Origin of the sequence: Hyunsoonleella rubra (genome assembly GCF_042684665.1) — a bacterium.
GTDB classification, from domain to species: Bacteria; Bacteroidota; Bacteroidia; order Flavobacteriales; family Flavobacteriaceae; genus Jejuia; species Jejuia rubra.
Genome location: NZ_JBHULY010000005.1, coordinates 473,954 through 493,689, shown reverse-complemented (window position 1 = coordinate 493,689; position 19,736 = coordinate 473,954). Strand labels below are relative to the sequence as shown.

Here is a 19,736-nt window from a genome sequence, read left to right as displayed (position 1 = left end):
TTGTAATTTTAAGATTTAACACTAACAAGTGCTTGATGAATATGCGCCGGAATATGTGATAAATTAGTATCAAGAACTTTTGAAAAAGCCTCAGTTGCCCCTGTATCGCTACCTTTACCCAATTGCCCCAAACCAATCATATAATTACAGTGAATTTGATTGATCACATTCAAATCTTCTTCCCAAATCAATAAATCTGGTAACGATATGGCGAAATAATCTAACTTCACATTATCACTAATATGTTCTTGTCCGTAGTTCAACAAATTATCAAACCTTTTGTTAGCTTCATCGTTACGTCCTAATTTTTGCAATGCCAATCCTTGATAGAAAATTTTATCAGGCTGTTGGTCGTTGTAAAAAATTGCTGGACTCGGGTCGCTCAATCCTTCGGAAGCTAATTCAAAATAAGCTTTGGCTTTCTCTTCATTACCTAAACCTTCGTAGGCACAGCCTAACCAATAATCGATGTCATTTTCAACAGTACCATGTAGTTTACCTTCTCCTAAATTGTGAGGGTAATCTTTTGACTGTTTTAAAAGCTCAATAGCGCCTTCATAATTCTTAACAGAAATATACTGCTTTGCAAGCTCAATGTTACTTGTTAAATACTGGAATGGCACTTTGCCTTCGCCACCTTCCCACGGGTGGAATTGACGTTTATCTATTAATCCTTTTGCTTTTTCGAAATCACCTTTCAAATTATAAAGCGCAATACGCTCTAGGTACAAATCGTCTCTAGAATTAGTCAAGTCAATATGCTCCTCCAATAATGCTAATCGCTTTTCAACTGGCACATTAATCTTTTTGTATAATTGGTCGAGCTCCATCAGCAATCGTGCATCGGTACTATCCAGCTCAAATGCTTTTTCTAAATGTGCTACTGCCAATTCTTTTTGATTGGTTTTATTATAGTAAAGCAATGCCAAGTTGCGATGGGTTATAGCAAAACTATCATCTAATTTCACGGAAGTTTCCCAGCACGTTTGTGCTTCTTTATACTGTCGGTTGGCGTACCAGAAATTCCCAAGATAGTAGAATGCCTTAGCATCGGTTGGATTCGCTTTACAAGCAGATTCCAACGCCTTAACTTCTTCAATCTTATTTGGAAAACAATAGGTGTCCGGCATTTTAGATGCTTTTTTATAAGCCTCTAAAGCACCACTGCTATCGCCTTTTTGGTCTAAATACCATCCCATAAAATAGTACACCATCGGATACACTTCTTTATTGGCTTCAGTATGTACTTTTAAAAGAGCCACAGCTTCATCAAATTGACCCGCCATCGCATAGTCCAAAGAAAACTCAATGTAATTGTGTGCATAATTTCGAAGAATCGTTTTGAATGCCTCTAAATCTTCTTGAGTATTAGACAAAATATACTTTTCGTAAAGCACTCCAAAATTGAATTTATCAATTGCCAAGGAATCTTTGATTAACTGTTTAGCTTGTTCAATTTTACCAGTTTTTCTCAGTAAAATCACCTTAAGGTGTCTTGCCTTATGATTGTGCCAGTTTTTAATTAAAGCTCTATCCACCAAATCCATGGCTTTTTCTAAATCACCGCGAGAACAATCAATTTGCGCTAAGTTGAAATACCCAGCATCTTGCCATTGTGCATTCCAACAGGCTTTAAAGAAACTAGCGTAAGCCTCTTCTTTTTTACCCAAATAGCTCAATGCCATACCTTTGTTGAAATAAGGCTCACCGTCATAAGGGTTAGGATTATGACTTGTCAAGGTCTCAATAGCTGTATCAAAATAAGAAATTGATTTTTCCAATTGCCCCTTACGCATAAACCAAAGTCCCATAGCATTGTTGATGCGCACATCTTTTGGTGAACGTCTTAAGGCCTCTTCATAATAATCGGTAGCCACAAAGGTTGCATGTCTGTATTGCTCTAAATGAAGCCCTCTTAAATACAAGCCTTCAATAGTTTCAATATCCTTTGGGTCTTTGGCCGCCTTGGCTGGTTCAGGAATTTCATCTGATAAATCCTTATCGGGTTCCCAATCCACTAAAACTTTACCGGCACTATCATTCACTGAAATTTGTAAATCATCAAAAGTGTTTGCTCCAATATCGATTAATTTTTCAAAACCAACTTCAGGTGAAAGGTTTAGTACTTCTTCATGCAATACTTTACCCTTAGCGCTGAGAGTGATAACACAATTATCATAAGTAGAAGTAACATACACTTTTACTTGAGCCTTTCCATCTACCATTTCAAGGTTAACCAAAGCCTCCTTCGTCGCATTTTTTACCACACCAACGTTGTAATATGGCATAAAATATTGCTTAAAACTCTTCTCCTCATAAGGATGCATCCATGAAAAATCTGGCTGATTATCTGTGTAAACCCCGCACATCAATTCAATATATGGCCCATCTTCATCTGTTAGGTTTCTATCCCAAGCTTTACCAAATTCACCATTACCCCAAGTCCATTGTTTTTTTCCAGGAGACACATTATGGTCTGCAACGTGTAGCAATCCACCTTTTGAATCATTTTCATAACCACCAACAAAATCGTATTTAGAAGTGATGGCCATATAACTTGTTGGAACCGGAATGTTCTTATATCGAGAAATGTCAGTACCAGGAGAATAATCTACTTTATAGTATTCACCTTTGGCAATTGGAAATTCAGACACATCGCGCTTACCGTGGTCAAATACAGCATTTACATCTGGTGGGAACACCGATTGGTAATGGTCGTTAACCGCCACAGCCGGATTAGCCCACCATAAAAAGGTTTGTGGATGCGGTGTTCTGTTGTATAAATGGGCTTTAATTTCAATGTAAGCCTTATCAGGGTGCAAGGTAAAACCAGCCATACCTTTTGTACGGAACATACGCTCTAATTCACTAACCCAAACCGTTTTGCTCCCATCTTCATTGTCTTCAATATAAAAATCTGTTGGGTCGTAAGTACTTGGTCTATGGTGTTGAGGCCAGTTAAACTCAATCCCACCAGAAATCCATGGTCCTGTTAAGCCAACCAAAGCCGGTTTAATCACATGATTATAATAAACAAAATCACGCTTACGAATCTTATCATAAGCTCGTTGAATTCTACCCCCTAAAGCTGGTAAAATCATGAGTTTGATGTAGTTGTTTTCAATAAAAATAGCATCCCATTCTTTATCTACTTTCTCATCGCTAATCTTTTCAATAACGGGATGTGGATAAACAGAACCACTACTTGCTTGATATACACGTTTTTCTAAAAAAACAGGATATTTCTCTGGTGTTCCTACTTCGTAAGTAGGGATGGTTACTCTCTCGTGCCAAGCCTTTACTGTCTTCATAATCTAATAATTTTATGCTTAGTTTGTTTGTTGCTAATAGGTCAATAGCGCTTTTAGCTGACTAATTTTTAATTCGTTTTTAGGATTAAAATCCTTACTGGTCATATATGTTTTTAAACTGTAAAGCAACTGTTGTGCCTCTAGTCTGTTTTCTAAATTGGTATGAAGGTCTATTCCAGAAAACAACAACTTTCCTTTACCTACTTTAGCCTCAAAAATGAGTGCTGTTTTTCTGTTTTTAAACCAATCATCAATAACCCTTACAATAGGATTCAGTTCTGGCATGTCATCAAAAATGATAACATTCGAATGGCTCATAGCATCCCACCATTGCCAATTAGAATGGTACTCCGTTGGAAAATGAGCTAATGCAGGATGTTTTGGATTACACAGAATACCTAATGTATGAGGCTTCTGTCCGTTTGTCCATGAGGTATTCCAAAAAATACTTGAAAAACCAATACCTATGTCGCCTCCTTTTTCTGGAGCGATATCACCTTTATTAATATTTAAAAGCACATTACCTCCGTTTTGCAAATAGCCGATGGTTTTGGCATCCAGTTTACTAACTACTTTGACGGACGCTTCATTTTCAATGGCCTTTTTTTGATTTGGATACACCCAAACGTCCCAACTATTCTTAAAATTTTCTACTGAAACCGTCAACGTTAACTTTTGAGCTGTTTTTATAGCACTTAAAGATTGATTGATACTGCCCAATTGAATGCCATTTCCTATTGGAATATCTGTTTTAGCCAATTCGCCTTTAGAAAACACACTACCGTCTGCATGAGTCAATTGCCATTTTGGAACCACCTGTTGCATGGGGTTTTCACTAAAATGTGCTATTTCAATTTTTGCCGTTAGCGTTTCAGAATTCTCGAAAGTACGTTTTGCTAGTCGCGCCAAAGGCACCGTATTTCCACTAAATGACTTAAACTCCTCTGGAGTTACATAGCCTTTTTCATCCCAAAACGCATCTAAAACACCAACAAGCGCGGTGCCTTGACCAGGGAAATCATGCAAATCCAAAAGCTGATAGCCTGCCATTCCTTTGGTTCGTAATCCAGCTTCTATATCGGCTTTATAACAAAGCGTTTGCAATTTTCCAGAAGCCAGTAAAAAGCTATCTGCCAATTTTAACATACCGTTCTCCTCTAAAGATTCTTTGAAAATTTCAAAGTTTTTAGGTTTTAAAACGCCTGTGTATTTAGACATTTCTCTGAAGTTGGGATATACACACCACTGCCCCATTTCATGCGAAACATAAGGCATCGGGGTTTTGTCAATAAACTTACTCCAATCAAATTCTGTTTGTGGGGGTTTTGCATTAATTACACTCTTCAGGTTTTCATTCCAACCTTGTATTCTCGGACCTCTATGATTATAATAATCCATATTTTCAAGATATGGATAGCCCGCACCACTAGTGTATAGCCTGCGGTTATCCAATGCCTTAAAATGATCTACGTACTTTGTTAAATACTCTTTATGGTTTTTACCACTTGGTTCATTCCCATACGTCATTAATACAAATGACGGGTGATTGCCATAAGCGTTGATAATATCCTCGCCTTCTTGGTACAACCAAGTATCCACAGGTTCACCATCCCCTAAACCAGCTTTCCACGCAGATGCTTCTGCCTGAATATAAACACCCATTTCGTCAGCGGCCTGAAATGCGGCCTCTGGCGGACACCACGAATGAAAACGGATATGATTTAAACCATGAGCTTTAATAGTATTCATAATTCTTTTCCAAGCATCAACATCAGTTGGAGGGTAACCGGTTAATGGAAAAATGGCACATTCGAGAGTTCCTCTTAAATAAATGGGGCGCTCATTAATTGTAAAAACAGTGCCATCAGCTTTAAAGTCTCGCATACCAAACGTTTCAGTTTTGGTATCTGACCCATTTTCAGTATTCAACGACAACTGCATTTCGTATAAGTTAGGATTGAATTCATCCCAAAGTTTGGGTGCATCACCCATGGGGTACTCCAACTCAACTATTTTGGAATCGTCTATTTGAATTGACTCTTTTAAAACTTCAATAGCTTGTCCGTTTTCTGATTTCTCTTTAGCTTGAAGTGTTAATTCTGCGGTTTGGTTTTTCCCTGTTCCGTTTTCAATTTGAACCACAACCCTAACCGTTTTATCTGCGACGTTAGGATACAATTTCACATTTCCGATTGACAATTTTGGAACTGCTGAAAGTGAAATATTCCCCACAATACCATTCCAATTGGTTTGCGTATTATCCGAAATACTATGGGCGTCCAACCCAACATTGATGTCCTTAATACGGTTGTCCACTCGTATTGAAATAGTATGCTCACCAGCTGACAATTCACCTAAATTATAATTGTGCGCCGTTGCTAAACTGTTTTCCATACCTATCTTCTTGTCATCTACCCACAAGATAGATTCCCAGTGTACACGCTCTAAGTTTAGATTAATGTTTTTACCAGCCCATGATTCAGGAATAGTTATCTTTTTTTGATACCAAGCAGGCCCTTTGTAATCTTTAACCGGAGTTAGCCAAAAGGAAACTTTAACGTTACCTTCTTGACGGTACTTTTTCATTTCTTCTGATGTGTACCAAAGGCTATCGTTCCACATATTACCCGTCCAATTGGTTTTTACAGAAATATCATTACCCTTGCCGTTTTCTGGCATAGACCCAGGTAATTTTATGCTGTCTTTCAAACTTATATTGAACCACTTTTCCTGAATACCTTGGTCTAAAGAATCAATACTAAAACTCCAGTTTCCAGACAAATCCATATAAGCCGTTTCATCACTTTTACAATTCTGTAAAGTGAAGCTTATAATGATTAAAAAAAGGATTGTATGTGTTTTGAAAAGCTTCATTAATAATATTAATTCTTATTACAGTTTGACGTTATGAAATATTCGAAAATAGCGTCCGCAACAAATTGATGCCCTTTTTGGTTGATATGGTTATTCTGAGCCATATAGCCAATTAAAGGTTCTGTTTCCGATAGTTTTTTAAATAGTGCATAGCTATCCACAAGGCCTACTTTATGCTTTTTAGCCAAAGCACGAATCATCTCGCTATGCTTTGCTAATGGTGTATCATCCGAAGAAATGTCTTCGTTTAAATCCGGTGTAGGCGTTAATAAAATTACTTTGGTTCCATATTCCAATGCCTCTACAATCATTTGTTCCCAAGCCACTTTTGCACGTTCTACCCCCATTTTTCTATCGTTAAGTGCATAATCAATAAACAGTACATCAGGTTTGTAAATTAAAACCTCTTCTTTAAACCGCTTCGCACCCTGTTCTGCTTGTTCGCCTCCAATGGATGTGGTTATAGTATTCACTACAGAGTATGGGTAAAAATCATTCACTTTTTTTAACGTGCGATAGGGGTAAGCATTTATCCTATCTAACACTCCTCTCGTGGTATATCCTGTAGGTACTGAATGCCCATGAAAGACTAAGTTGATGGTGCGGTTATTTGGCCATTTTACTTTAAGCTCTGTTTTTAAGCTCTCCAAATAATGTGCGGAATGAGGACAACTATCTTTCGTATCATTTGATATATCCTGAGCGTAAGACTTACACGCATTGCAGATTAAGAACATCCCTAAAAACAAGTATATATCGAGTACCTTTTTCATCCTTCTTATTCTTTATCTTTAGTCAATTCTAGTTCTATTTCCTCAAGGCTTTTACCTTTTGTTTCCGGTAACTTCGATTTTATAAATAAGAAACCAGCAATACAAATTATACTGTATACCCAAAACGTTCCCGAAGCACCTAATGCGTCATTCAAAATTGGGAATGTAAATGTTAACACAAAGGAAGCTAACCACAGGGAAAAGGTTGCAATGGACATGGCCACACCTCTAATCTTGTTGGGGAATATCTCGGATAGAACCACCCAAGTAATTGGAGCCAAGGACATCGCGTAAATAGCAATAGCAGTGATTACCAATAATAATACTGGCCATCCTGTAAATTGGAAAAAGTAGGCACCACCCAAAATTAAATACACAACCCCTAAGCCTATTGAACCAAAAAGCATGAGTTTTCTGCGACCCCAACTATCAACAGTTCTCATCGCAATTAAGGTGAAAATTAAATTGACACTTCCCGTAATCACAATATTGAACAACATATCGCCGACGCTATAGCCAGCCGCAGTAAATATTTCCTCAGCATAGTTAAAAATGATGTTAATACCACACCACTGTTGGAATACTGCCAACACAATACCAATAATTAAAATAGGTTTGATTTTAGAAGATTTCAAATCAGTAATATTAACTTTAGCTTCTCCGCCTTCCTGCAATGTCATTTTTATACTGTTGAGTTCTTCCTGCGCATAAGCCTCGCCTCCTATTTTTGCTAATACTTTTTTGGCTGTTTCATTCTGATTAATCTTCACCAAAAATCTAGGACTTTTTGGTACAACAAACATCAATAGGAAAAATAGGGTTGCCGATACCAATTCAGCCCAAAACATCCATCGCCATCCGGTTTGTCCGTTCCAAGAGTTTAATATCATTTCAGGAGTACTATTTTCTGGAATAGCTTCTGCGATAAAATAATTGGCTACTTGGGCCGCCAAAATTCCAATAACGAGCGTTAATTGATTTATAGCCACAAACTGACCGCGATATTTTGCCGGGGCAATTTCTGCTATATACATAGGCGACAACGTAGAGGCCAATCCAATTCCTAATCCACCTATAAGTCTGTATATGATGAAAGGTGTAAAATTATCTACATATCCCGTTCCGAATGCCGAAATAATAAATAATGAGGCGGCCAAAATTAAAGGGATTTTTCTACCAAATTTATCAGCTACAAACCCGGATATTACGGCTCCAAAAATACAGCCAATCAGTGCACTGCTCATGGCCCAACCTTGTAAAGTGGGTTCTGAGGTTATATCAAAAAACAGTTCATAAAACGGTTTAGCTCCACCTATAACTACCCAGTCGTAGCCAAAAAGAAAACCGCCCATTGCGGATACAAGTGCCAGAAAAAGTAAATAGCCAAAATTAAATTTAGTGTTTCCCATTATAGTCTAGTTTGGTTAGTTAGTTGTTTTTCTTTTTTTAGGTGATTAGTCTTTCGTATTCAAACTGCTGTCGTACCAATTATTATTCGGATTAAAATCTTTACTTAAAAAGTCTTTACGCTGTTTTTCAAGACGTTGCTTCATTTTGGTTCTTCTTTCATTATATTTAGCCTTCGCCTTCGTATCATCATACTTAGCGTAAACTTCGGGAACTCTAGCATTGACACTTTCCAAGTACGCATCTAATTCAGCCCGTAAACGTTGTGTTACTTCTTGTTCGTCTTTCGAAATATCATTTGTTTCTCCAGGATCTGTTGATAGATTATACAGTTCATCATGTCTGTCTTCCCAAAAATGGATAAGCTTGTAATCTCCCTTTCTTATAATACTAACGGGGTCTCCACCTTGATTTCCATAATGCGGATAATGCCAGAACAGCGGTCTTTCTTTTAATGTTTCCCCCTTTAACAGCGGTACTAAACTTACACCATCGACAATATGGTTTGGATCTTTTTCCGCACCCACCAAGTCCAATAATGTTGGGTAAAAATCTATTCCCGAGGCAGGGTAATCAATTTGTTTAGGCGCATTTTTTATCATTGGTGCTTTAATTAAGTATGGCTCTCTAATGCCACCTTCCCATTGGTAACCCTTACCGCCTCGCAAAGGATGATTTGTAGTAGAAAATGCATCACCACTAGCCACACCTCCATTATCCGATGTAAACATTACAATAGTATTTTCTTCTAAGCCCAGCTCTTTTAATTTATTGAGAACAATACCTACGGCATCATCCATAGATTCTACTAAACCAGCATAAACCGGATTATCCTGTACCGTTCTAATAGGCAATCTAGCTTCCATTTTAAAACCAGAATCGGGGATACCTTGAGCTTCGGCTTTATCTCTATATTTTTTCCATTTCGCTTCTGTAGTTTCTATAGGACCATGAACCGCGTAAAAAGAAAGGTATGCAAAAAACGGTTCATCTTTATTAGCCGTTATAAACTCGGCCGTTTCTAAAGCCAAACGCTTGGTAAGGTTTTCTCCTTCGTGCTTATAATCCAGCTTAGGGTTTCTCCAAGGCGCATAATACCCACCTTTAGGTCCACCTACTTCCCATCCTCCTTTGTTTATATCGAAACCATTGTTTTCAGGACCATACGGCACGTCTCCTAAATGCCATTTTCCTGCAAAAAATGTTTTATATCCGTTTTGTTTTAATGCTTCAGCTATTGTGATACTTTCTTCGGGAAGCGCATGCACATATTCCGGCGGCATAACCTTCGTATTGTAATAATCGCCCCATTTTTGTCCCGTAGCCGCACCTATCCAATCTGTTATACCATGGCGGGCAGGGTCTTGCCCTGTCATTAAACTAGCCCTGGAAGGACTACACACTTGACAAGAAGCATATCCCTGAGTAAATTGTACCCCTTCATTAGCAACAGCATCAATATTTGGTGTTTCATAATAACTACTTCCAGCAAAACTTAAATCGTGTGCACCTAAATCATCTGCCAGAATAAAAACGATATTCGGTTTTTTAACTTCAGGACTTTCAGTTTTTGCTTGCCCCTTGTTTTTGCAACCACTCAAAAGAATGGTTGCCAAACAAAGGATCAAAACTAAAACTAACTCAAACTTGACTAATTTGATTCTTAATAGGTTCATATTTTTACTCTTATATTATTTTAGATACTGCCAACTAACGTATTAACTGAACGTGCATCTAATGTTATTTTTTTATGTATCACTTTCTCAAACTCTAAATTTTTGTTCGCTGAAGTAACATATTTTGATGAGATGTTATAATCGGTAAAATCGACCTCTTTTGGCTCATTACCATAGTTTATTCCAACCACAACTAGTTTTGAAGTGTTCTTGTCAACGTACGCAGAGAGCATAATGTCATTGTAATTTTCATCAAGCATTTTATTACCATTAAGAGCATCAAGATCTACCCTTACCATTCCAGGCCTAACAAAACGTGAATAGTTGCCAAAAGCCCATAATAATTTTGAATCATGAAAATCGCCATCAAATTTCATTCTATCCAAATTGAACAAATCTGAAGTATCTCCTGTATCCAAATAGATCAGACCATCTTTATAATCTGCATTAGTCAGTGCTGTCCACCACTGCCAAGAAGAAGCGTCTGCCAAGGTAAGGTCTGTATGTATAACACGAGCAACGTACAAAGCAGTATCCATACCCAAATCACGTTTGCTACCACTACCTATATCATCGGTGTTTTCTAAAATGCAAAATTCACTTTGCCAATAATCAATATCATGTGACCGTAATTTCGCCTTTAAATTTTGACGAATTGAAATCAAGCTATCCACTGGCCAAGTGGTAAAATAACTATGTCCAGAAATGGTGCCTTTCACATTATTCAATGCACTAGCATTATTTTCGGCGTCAAAAAAGTAGTCTATTTGATTTCCCCTTTCAGGTTTACCGTAATCAGAATACAACCACCGTAAATCTGCTGCTTCGGCCAAAACGATTTCGGTATCCAAACTACTTTCTTTAATGTCGTCATTTAAAAGTTTTGTTAACTCTAAAATATTTAAATTGGTTGCAGGTGTACCCTCTTGAGTTTTCTTTTCCCAATCCCATTGCGGTTCATTAATTGGACTTAAGTAGGCAAACTTTAAACCTTTGGAGTCAAAATGTTTTAAAACCTCAACCATAAATTGGGAATACTCATCAAAATATTCAGGTTTTAGATTAATCTCCCCATCTTTATTATCTCCGTTATATCCTTTGCCATTTTTGGTCCAGTGCACTGGAGGCGAAATAGAAAATGCAAGAAACTTGTTGACATCATAGGATTTGGCTTTATTTAGAAACCACTGCTGACCTTTTTGTTTGTTCCAATTATAGTTTCCATTTACATCAATAAAGGATTCAGCTCTTCTCCATTCGTTTTTTATATCTGAGTCTGCCCCTTGCTCTGCAGTACCAGCTCCAATATAAAAACGCCATATTGAAAGTCCTATGCCTTTTGGGTTACCTTCACCATCAACACCTCTACTAAATAAAAGTTCTGCTATTTTCTCTTTTTTCCTATCAGGCCAATTTGCGCCAACATATTGACATCGCCATGCATCAGAAGCACCAAAACCATCTATGGTTTGGTATTCATCGTTTACGTTGATATGCGCCTTTAAGATTTGAGCATCAGAATCGTGGCATGACACAAAAACACCAGAAAGCAACACACATACATATATTATATTGCTTATTTTTGTTTTGAATGCTATATGTGTCAAAATAAAATACATTATTGCTTAAACTACTGAAATAGCTATAAATATTTAACAAATTTAAACCTATAATTTCTATAATAAATAGATATCTTAACTCAATACATGGATTATACTACTCACTAATTCCCTTTAACCACAATTTTGTAAATCTGGTATAAGCCTTGTTTATTAACATCTACCACTACCTCGTTATCAGAGCTGATTTCAGCAGATGCTGTTTGAGTGAGGTAGGGTTCTGCCTTGGCAGTATCGCTATAATCAGCGGGCACGTAGCGCTCCACACTCTGTATCGAACTTATAGTAAATCCATTAACTTTTACGGCTACTTTTTTACCGCTTTCCCTACCTCCGGTAATAAATAACACCATAGTATTGGCATCTTGCAGTGCTGCTGCCAAATGGAATTTATTTGATGTCGTTTTTAAAGATTTTCCTTTGTAAGAACCCGCAAGTTCACCTAAAATCTGTCCCGTTGGGAACACCTTAGTGTAATTCCAATTGGTCAGGCCCAATCCAGGAATGGAGGTGTTTATTGGAGGCCAAAAGGCCGCCGCTTGGGAACCAGCCCTTGCATATATATGCACGATATCAGGTATGATGTTGGCCGCTTCCATATATAATGCTCTATCATTATAATCCCTTGAGGGCATCCATTCGGACAGATATTTGAAATTTTTGTTGGGATTAAAGTTATTTGCACAATCTTTTATTCTTTGTTCCAAATCAGCGATGTTATGCGTATCTGTAACATACCCAGTATAGGTATGTAAAGCAACCCCATCAATAGCATCATAAGCTCTAGTAAACTTATTTTTCATGGTTGTAAACTCCTGAGGCTGGGTATAATCGCCATTAATCAATAGCTTGAACTTACGATTCGGGTATTCACTAACTATATACTCTGTCAGCTCCATCGCAACATTAACATACTTATCCAATTTTTGCGCCCTAGATACGCCTCCTGCCCATTGCAACCACCATTCATTACCAATTTCTACAAGACCGCCATTAACAGAATTAATACCAGACAAATCGATGGCCTGCTTTGTTCTAGCTTTTAAACTTGCCATAGCCGTATTGTACTGTGAGGAGCCCAAAGCCTTGTCCATTGCTTCCGCCGTTGGAAGAACTACACTGTAATTTGCAACGTTACTCTTTAATGTTGCAATCGAAGCTCCAGGGTTTGTTGGAGTTTTATCCCAGCCTGGAGTTGTATTGCTTGTCCAAGCATAAAACTCAGACTCCCAGCCCCCAGGGTACCTTACCACTGTGGTTCCTATATTTCCGAGAGTGGAAGCAAAATTTGAAAAGGTATTATCCGGTATTTGGCGCCAATCATTGTTGATCCCAAAAATATCAGGGTAAATATCTACAGCGTCCGTAGCATCTACCTTCAAGGTAATATCTGCATTAGCCGGCCCACCCTTAGGGTCGTCATCATTGTCATCAAATTTAGGGTCATTAGGGTCAGTGGTGTCACTGGCACTGCATGCTAGTATTAGCCCTAAAATAAGCAATGACAGAATGTTTTTAATCTTTAACATCTTTATCTTTTTTAATTAAGTTCGTAACAACTTTTTAAACGGACACAAGAAGCCATTGAAGATATTTAGCCCAACATGGCTACCCCAATATACCCCTGTTCAGTTTTTGTTATTTAAGTGTCGCCTTAAGCGTAACGATTGACTTACTAGGGATACTTAAGCCATCGAAATCCATTATAGATTTCCTCAAATTACTTCCAGCAGAGGTTGTAAAGACCTCAAAATCACCATTGACGACTTCAAAATCTTCACCGTAGTTATCTAATGCGATAGTTCTGCTACTGTCCGTATTATTAATACAGACCAAGACGATTTCTTTGCTGGTCGTGCTTTTATACCCGGAAATCATAAAGTTTTCAACCGAGGCGGATTCGCCGTAATCGGGGTCTTTCACTTCAAACCTCACCATGCCCGGCCTTACAAATCTACTAAAATTACCAAGCGCCCAAAGGAGCTTATTGTCGTCAATAGCACCATCAGTATGCGCGGGCTCATTAGAATTGGGCTGGTACAGAATTAAATTAAACCTAAAAGGATGATCTCCAAATGTAGATTGGTTAAATGCCGTCCAAAAGCTCCATCCAGTGGCATTACCAAACACTAAGTCCGTATGGATGATACGGCTCAGCCATAAGGCATAATCAATCTCCTGAAAGGTTGAAATATCCTTATTTTGTTGATAGGCCGTTCCTAACAAACTATATTCGGTTTGCCAGAAATCCAAGCCATAACCAGCCAAAGTGGTTCTCAATGACTTACGCTGCCTGAGGGACTCGGTAGTTGTTCCATTACTGAAATAACTATGTCCGGCAATATACTTAGAAAGGTTAGCCAAATCCCCAATGTAATTAGCACTAGAGGAGTTGAAAAAATCGTTGACCTGATTTACCGTGTTACCAGAGCCTTCAAACAAGTACTTTAGTTGAGCCGCCTCGGGAATCATTATTTTTGCATTCACTCCTTTTTGGGTAAATGCGTTATCAATTATCTTAGTTACCGCAGCTATTTCTGCATTTGTTGCCCTGGTTCCAGATTGTTGGGCATTGCCAACTTCGGCATTCCATTCATATTGGGTCTCATTAAAGGGGCAAACTGTTGAAATATTGTAACCTTTATCCTCATAATTTTTTACAACATCCGCTAAGAAATTAGCAAAATCATCATATTTATCTGGTTGGCAATTAAAAGTTGGAACATCCGAAGTACTAAACACATAACCATTTTTAGTCATAAAATATGGTGGAGAACCTGTCCACATTGTAAACTTGTTTATACCGTACTCCTTAGCTTTAGACATAAACCACTGTTCTCCTGCCTGCTTCGTCCAGTCGAAACTACCATCAGGTGCCATATAACATTCCATTTCACGAAACCAATTCGAAGCTTTAAAACCACTATTAGCTTGATCTGCCGATCCTTCTCCTATCATGGTTCTCCATAACGAAAGCCCTATTCCTTTTGGGTTCCCTTGAGGGTCTGCTTCTGTACTAAAAAGCCATTCGGCCGCCCTGTTTCTGGTAGCATCGGGCCATTTCCCGACCCATTGGCCTTGAAAACCACCCGAAGCCCCAAAATGATCAATCACTTGAAAGGTGCTATTGAAGTCAAGTGTAACGCCTTCTTCTGGCGTATCAAACTTTGGGTCGTTAGGATCTGTAGCACTATCAGAGCTACAGCCCATAAGAATCGCAATACTTGCAAAAACTAAAATAAACCTATACACTTTCAAAATGATCTTTAATTTTAAAAAACCTTAACAAAATTTAGTACCCAGGATTTTGAGTAATATTACCTCTAGACAATTGAATCTCTTCAGGCGGAACAGGCCATACCATGTGAATGTTTGGATCGAATAACCTACCACTATCCTGTGGCTCCAATAGGTTTGTTGTTTCAAATGGATCCGTACTTACTTCAGTATTGTATTTTACAAAGGATCCGTTTGGCCCTAGTATTAACGCTATCCTTGGGACACCATTAATTTTTTGCCTTCTAATATCGTACAGCCTGTGCTGCTCCAACGCCATTTCCAAACGTCTTTCCTTCCAGATTGCATCTCTCAGGGCCGAACCAGACAATGACATATTGGTGCTTAGACCTACTCTATCCCTAATCAGTTTCAAGGAATTTTTAGCTGAAGTTTCATCCCCGTTAAAGTACGCTGCCTCTGCATGGAACAGAATAACATCGGCCAATCTTATATGTATATACTGCCCAGGAATCTGCCCACGTTGATAAGGCTCAGGTCTTTCTCCCACGGGAACATAGTATTTTCTATTGGTGCGTCCAGATTTATTTTCAGTGGGCTTGCCATCAAATTCAGTAACCGCGGGATCACCAAAAACAGGGTCTCCATGTTTAATGATTGTAGATCTTAACCTGATGTTATCACCTTCACTTAAAAAGGCGTTTTCCAAATCACTTGTTGGCGAGCCCCAGCCCCAGCCCCGGTCGCCACGACTACCATTTGTAATGGCGTATTGGGCTCCAACTTCCCTAAACGTTGGGTTATTAATAAACTCTATTGCGAAAATGGATTCAACACCATGTGCATTACCCACTCTATAAATATCTGCAAAATCCGCCTCTAAACTGTATTCTCCCGAATCCATCACCGTTTTAGCCATAGATTGTGCTTGCCCCCATTTTTCTTGATACAAATACACTTTAGCTAGCAATGATTGCGCCGCCCCTTTAGTTGCCCTACCTAAATCAACTGAGGCATATTCGCTTTTTCTTGGCAAATTATTGACGGCAACCATCAGGTCTTCTTCTATAAAAGCATACACCTCCGCCACGGACGCACGGGTCTTATCATTTATAGAAGGGTCTAATATTTCTTGATAAGAAGCCACAATTGGCACCCCACCAAAGTTTCTAACCAAATCAAAATAGAAAAACGCACGTAAAAACCTTGCTTCGCCTATGTATTGCGTTTTTATATCTTCATCAATATCAGAGTTTGGTATCTGATCTAATGCTAAATTAGCCCTTGTAATTCCTATATAATGGCTTTCCCAAAAAGAGTTAAAATAGGTTGAACCCGGAAACACATTATACTGCGCAATCCCGGTAATATCTGGCCTAGGTTGCAGTGTGTTACCTGCCCAGTTATCGTCCGAGGCCATTTCATTAATTTGGCGCTGGAAATTTACCTGCCACCAACTTTCACCATTTACTTTTCTGTAAATACCATTGACAACAAACTCTGAGTTGTCTGCATTAGCAAAGAAATCTTCCAATGTCTGTCTGCCATATAAAGGCTGATCTAAAAACTCTTCTTTATCACAACTCGTAACAAACACAGTTGCAATAACTAATAAAAATAAAACAATCTTTTTCATAATCTTATAAAGTTAAATTTAGTCCTAATAAATACATTTTGGCTACCGGGCTTCTGCCAAAATCTACCCCAAATTGGTTAATAATATTATTGTCACCCGTAGCCTGCCCAGAGACTTCAGGATCAAACCCACTGTAATCTGTAATGGTTATTAAGTTCTGTCCTGACACATATAATCTGCATTTTTGAAACCCTTTAAGATTAAAGTTATATCCTAACTGGATATTACGCAATCTTAAATAGGATCCATCTTCAATAAATAAATCAGAAGGGCTCTTATAGTTGCCATTTGGATCCTGATCGGTTAACCTTGGAAATCTAGCCCCGGTATTGGATGGCATCCACACCTCGTTGATGGTTCCTGCAAGGACATTAAGATTTTGGGTACCCGCACGATTATATTCCAGACCAGCGTTATAAACATCATTACCATAAGTACCATACCACTGCATGGACAAGTCGAATCTTTTATAGCCCATATTAATATTAAAACCGCCAAAAAAATCCGGAAATGGGTTTCCGGTGGTCACATAGTCGCCATCAACGGTTAATCTTCCGTCTCCATCTTGATCTACAAAGCGCAAATCCCCAACTTGGGCATTAGGCTGGATAATGGTTCCATCCTCAGAGGTATGCGCATTCAACTCTGTCTGGTTTTGAAAAATACCGTCGGTCTGGTAGCCTTTAAACAAACCTACAGGATCTCCTAACACTGTTTGCTTTCCATATTGATTTCCTAAAGCTTCCCTTCTCAATCCTAAAAGGACTTCGTTTCCTGGGGCCAACTCAACAGCTTTGGTTTCATTTGTGGATAAGGTTAAATTAAGACCTAAGGTAAAATCATTCCAAGTTTTATTATATCCCAGGGCAATATCGATACCTTTAGACTCGAAACTACCTACGTTCTGCCAAACATTACCTGGTACACCAGTATAATTAGGCAATTCTACGGGAAACAATAAATCTACTGAAGTTTTTTCATAGTATTCCGCAGAAAATGTTATGGTATTATTAAACAGCCCTAACTCAACGCCAATGTTCTTATCCCTTACCGTTTCCCACTTTAAATCTTCGTTACCAAATTGGCTTAAGAAATTTGAAAGTACGCGTTGACCACCCAACACATAACTATCCGAGCCTATTGAAAAAAAGCGACCAGTGGCGGGAATAACTTGATTACCTACTTCCCCAACTCCAACTTTAAAGCGCAGGTTGTTTATAGTTTCGCTCTTGAACCAATTTTCAGAGTCCACATCCCATGCTAAAGAAGCACTTGGGAATATTGCTGTTCTATTATTCTTTGGAAATCTTGAGGATTGATCTACCCTTACCGAGGAGTTTAGCGTGAATCTGTTATCAAAACTATAAATGACCCTAAATATCCCAGACCAAAGATTTTGCACTATTTTGTCACTATCTACTCTTACCGTTTCACCTTGGGCCGCCCTCAACTCTCTAAGCTCAGGCTTGGTGTTGCTCGGTAAACCATCTGCAAAACCTTCAATCCAATCTCTATTTGTGGAATCCCATAAAATACCGCCCATAACATTAAAATAGTGCTTATCCAAAATAGTCTTATCAAAAGTGATGGTGTTATTAATAACATAATCGAAAGAAGTGGTCTTTCTTTCTGTGTAATTATTTATTTCCAACTGACGGTTGGGTCCTAAAAAGTATTCAGGCTCAAACTGCTCCCTAGTATTAGACGTCCAATTAACACTGGCCTGGGAGTTAAAGGTTAAACTTGGTGTGATTTTAACATTCAACTGCGTGTTAGAGAACATCGCAAAAAACTTGGATTCGTCAAAATGCCTAACAGCAGCATTTATGGGGTGACCAACCAAATTAATGGGCAAACTATGTATGCTAAATTCATTATTCCTAAGCCCCACGCGCTCACTTTGAGGAATAAAAACTGGGGTTAATGGATCTATTCTCAGAACTGAATTTAAAAGCCCTGGAGTGTTTTCCCAACGCTCAACCCTTGGACTTAAATCCTGCTTTAATGTAACCCTGTCGGATATTTTAAAATCCACATTAAATCGACCGGTAACTCTTTGGTACCATCCTTTAGAAAAGTTGGATTGCTGATCAAAAAAACTAACACTTGCCGCATACTTAAGACCTTCGCTACCACCTGAAGCTCGGACATTAGCATTTATGACAGGTGCATAGTCCTCTACAACCTCTTCCCACCAATCGGTATCCGTAACCCCATCATAGGCAGAAAGTAAAGGGTTATCTCCTGCTAAACCATCATTTTGATAGCGTGAGTTCAGAACTTGAATATATTCATCTGCATTTGCTAAATCAATTTTGTCCCAATTTTGGACACCATAGTTAAAATCAAAATTAACAACAGTTTTCCCTGCTTTACCTCGTTTAGTCGTAATCAAAATAACACCATTTGAAGCTCTAGACCCATAAATTGCAGAAGCCGCAGCATCCTTTAAAATATCCATGCTTTGGATATCCTGAGCATTGATAGCGTTTAATGAAGTACCGTCAGGCTGCAATACTCCATCTATAACAATTAGGGGGTTGGTTGTTCCATTAAATGTTGTTATACCACGAATAAGAATTTGCGGAGAAGCTCCCGGATTTCCACCCGATGATAACACCTGAACACCAGCAGCCCTACCCTGTAGCGCTTCGGCGGGGTTACTTGCTACTTGGGTGGCTATATCCTCGCCTTTCACTGAGGCCATAGACGTTGCAATGTTATCTCTTTTTACGGCACCGTATCCAATCACTACAACTTCATCAAGCTGCGCATTGTCTGTTTCAAGTGTAACATTAATTCTACTTCTGTTATTTACCGCCACCTCTTGAGTTTTAAAGCCGACGTAGCTAAAAACCAAGATGGCATTATCACCAACGGACATGGTATAATTTCCGTCAAAATCGGAAACAAATCCATTGGTTGTATTTTTTTCTAAGATGTTAACCCCAGGCAAAGGCTGCCCTTGATCATCCTTAATAGTTCCTTCAACAGTATTTTGGGCCGTTATGGTAAAACCGAAGCACAAGATACTTATTGCAATTAAAGCTATTTGTTTCATTTAATTTGCTTTTTTAATGTTGGTTTGTTATAAAATTTACTTTAGTGAAAATTCAGTAGGTAATGTTGTTAAAATCCGCCATGACGGCTTCATTTAACCTTTTCCAGTTTCAAATAGGATATTAAAGAATGCCTAGGCACCT

10 protein-coding genes are annotated in these 19,736 nt (G+C 38.5%); all 10 read right to left on the bottom strand.

Features of this window, described 5'->3' with window-relative positions; genetic code table 11:
• Positions 1 to 8 precede the first annotated feature (8 nt).
• On the bottom strand, positions 9 to 3,311 hold the full coding sequence (locus ACFSR8_RS03035) for a DUF5107 domain-containing protein (protein ID WP_380288891.1): 3,303 nt from the start codon (positions 3,309 to 3,311) through the stop codon (positions 9 to 11).
• Positions 3,312 to 3,344: 33 nt separating this feature from the next.
• Complete coding sequence (locus tag ACFSR8_RS03030) at positions 3,345 to 6,185, bottom strand: sugar-binding domain-containing protein (protein WP_380288889.1); 2,841 nt, start codon at positions 6,183 to 6,185, stop codon at positions 3,345 to 3,347.
• An 8-nt stretch (positions 6,186 to 6,193) separates the two neighbouring features.
• Complete coding sequence (locus ACFSR8_RS03025) at positions 6,194 to 6,958, bottom strand: SGNH/GDSL hydrolase family protein (protein ID WP_380288887.1); 765 nt, start codon at positions 6,956 to 6,958, stop codon at positions 6,194 to 6,196.
• Positions 6,959 to 6,963: 5 nt separating this feature from the next.
• Complete coding sequence (locus tag ACFSR8_RS03020; RefSeq protein ID WP_380288885.1) at positions 6,964 to 8,367, bottom strand: sugar porter family MFS transporter; 1,404 nt, start codon at positions 8,365 to 8,367, stop codon at positions 6,964 to 6,966.
• A 45-nt stretch (positions 8,368 to 8,412) separates the two neighbouring features.
• Complete coding sequence (locus ACFSR8_RS03015) at positions 8,413 to 10,041, bottom strand: sulfatase (RefSeq protein ID WP_380288883.1); 1,629 nt, start codon at positions 10,039 to 10,041, stop codon at positions 8,413 to 8,415.
• Positions 10,042 to 10,061: 20 nt separating this feature from the next.
• Complete coding sequence (locus ACFSR8_RS03010; RefSeq protein ID WP_380288881.1) at positions 10,062 to 11,648, bottom strand: glycoside hydrolase; 1,587 nt, start codon at positions 11,646 to 11,648, stop codon at positions 10,062 to 10,064.
• A 116-nt stretch (positions 11,649 to 11,764) separates the two neighbouring features.
• Positions 11,765 to 13,189 carry a hypothetical protein gene (locus ACFSR8_RS03005; protein ID WP_380288879.1) on the bottom strand — a complete coding sequence of 475 codons (1,425 nt, stop codon included), beginning with the start codon at positions 13,187 to 13,189 and terminating at the stop codon, positions 11,765 to 11,767.
• Between the two features lie 109 nt (positions 13,190 to 13,298).
• Positions 13,299 to 14,912, bottom strand: a complete 1,614-nt coding sequence (locus ACFSR8_RS03000) for a glycoside hydrolase (RefSeq protein ID WP_380289382.1) — start codon at positions 14,910 to 14,912, stop codon at positions 13,299 to 13,301.
• Positions 14,913 to 14,952: 40 nt separating this feature from the next.
• A complete protein-coding gene (locus tag ACFSR8_RS02995) occupies positions 14,953 to 16,533 on the bottom strand; it encodes a RagB/SusD family nutrient uptake outer membrane protein (RefSeq protein ID WP_380288877.1) in 1,581 nt (526 codons plus the stop codon).
• A gap of 4 nt (positions 16,534 to 16,537) precedes the next feature.
• Positions 16,538 to 19,594 carry a SusC/RagA family TonB-linked outer membrane protein gene (locus tag ACFSR8_RS02990; protein WP_380288875.1) on the bottom strand — a complete coding sequence of 1,019 codons (3,057 nt, stop codon included), beginning with the start codon at positions 19,592 to 19,594 and terminating at the stop codon, positions 16,538 to 16,540.
• Positions 19,595 to 19,736 lie beyond the last annotated feature (142 nt).

Bases quoted from the DNA above. Each gene is read 5' to 3' on its own strand.
- ACFSR8_RS03035 (WP_380288891.1), bottom strand. From the start codon at position 3,311: ATGAAGACAGTAAAGGCTTGGCACGAGAGAGTAACCATCCCTACTTAC.
- ACFSR8_RS03030 (WP_380288889.1), bottom strand. From the start codon at position 6,185: ATGAAGCTTTTCAAAACACATACAATCCTTTTTTTAATCATTATAAGC.
- ACFSR8_RS03025 (WP_380288887.1), bottom strand. From the start codon at position 6,958: ATGAAAAAGGTACTCGATATATACTTGTTTTTAGGGATGTTCTTAATC.
- ACFSR8_RS03020 (WP_380288885.1), bottom strand. From the start codon at position 8,367: ATGGGAAACACTAAATTTAATTTTGGCTATTTACTTTTTCTGGCACTT.
- ACFSR8_RS03015 (WP_380288883.1), bottom strand. From the start codon at position 10,041: ATGAACCTATTAAGAATCAAATTAGTCAAGTTTGAGTTAGTTTTAGTT.
- ACFSR8_RS03005 (WP_380288879.1), bottom strand. From the start codon at position 13,189: ATGTTAAAGATTAAAAACATTCTGTCATTGCTTATTTTAGGGCTAATA.
- ACFSR8_RS02995 (WP_380288877.1), bottom strand. From the start codon at position 16,533: ATGAAAAAGATTGTTTTATTTTTATTAGTTATTGCAACTGTGTTTGTT.
- ACFSR8_RS02990 (WP_380288875.1), bottom strand. From the start codon at position 19,594: ATGAAACAAATAGCTTTAATTGCAATAAGTATCTTGTGCTTCGGTTTT.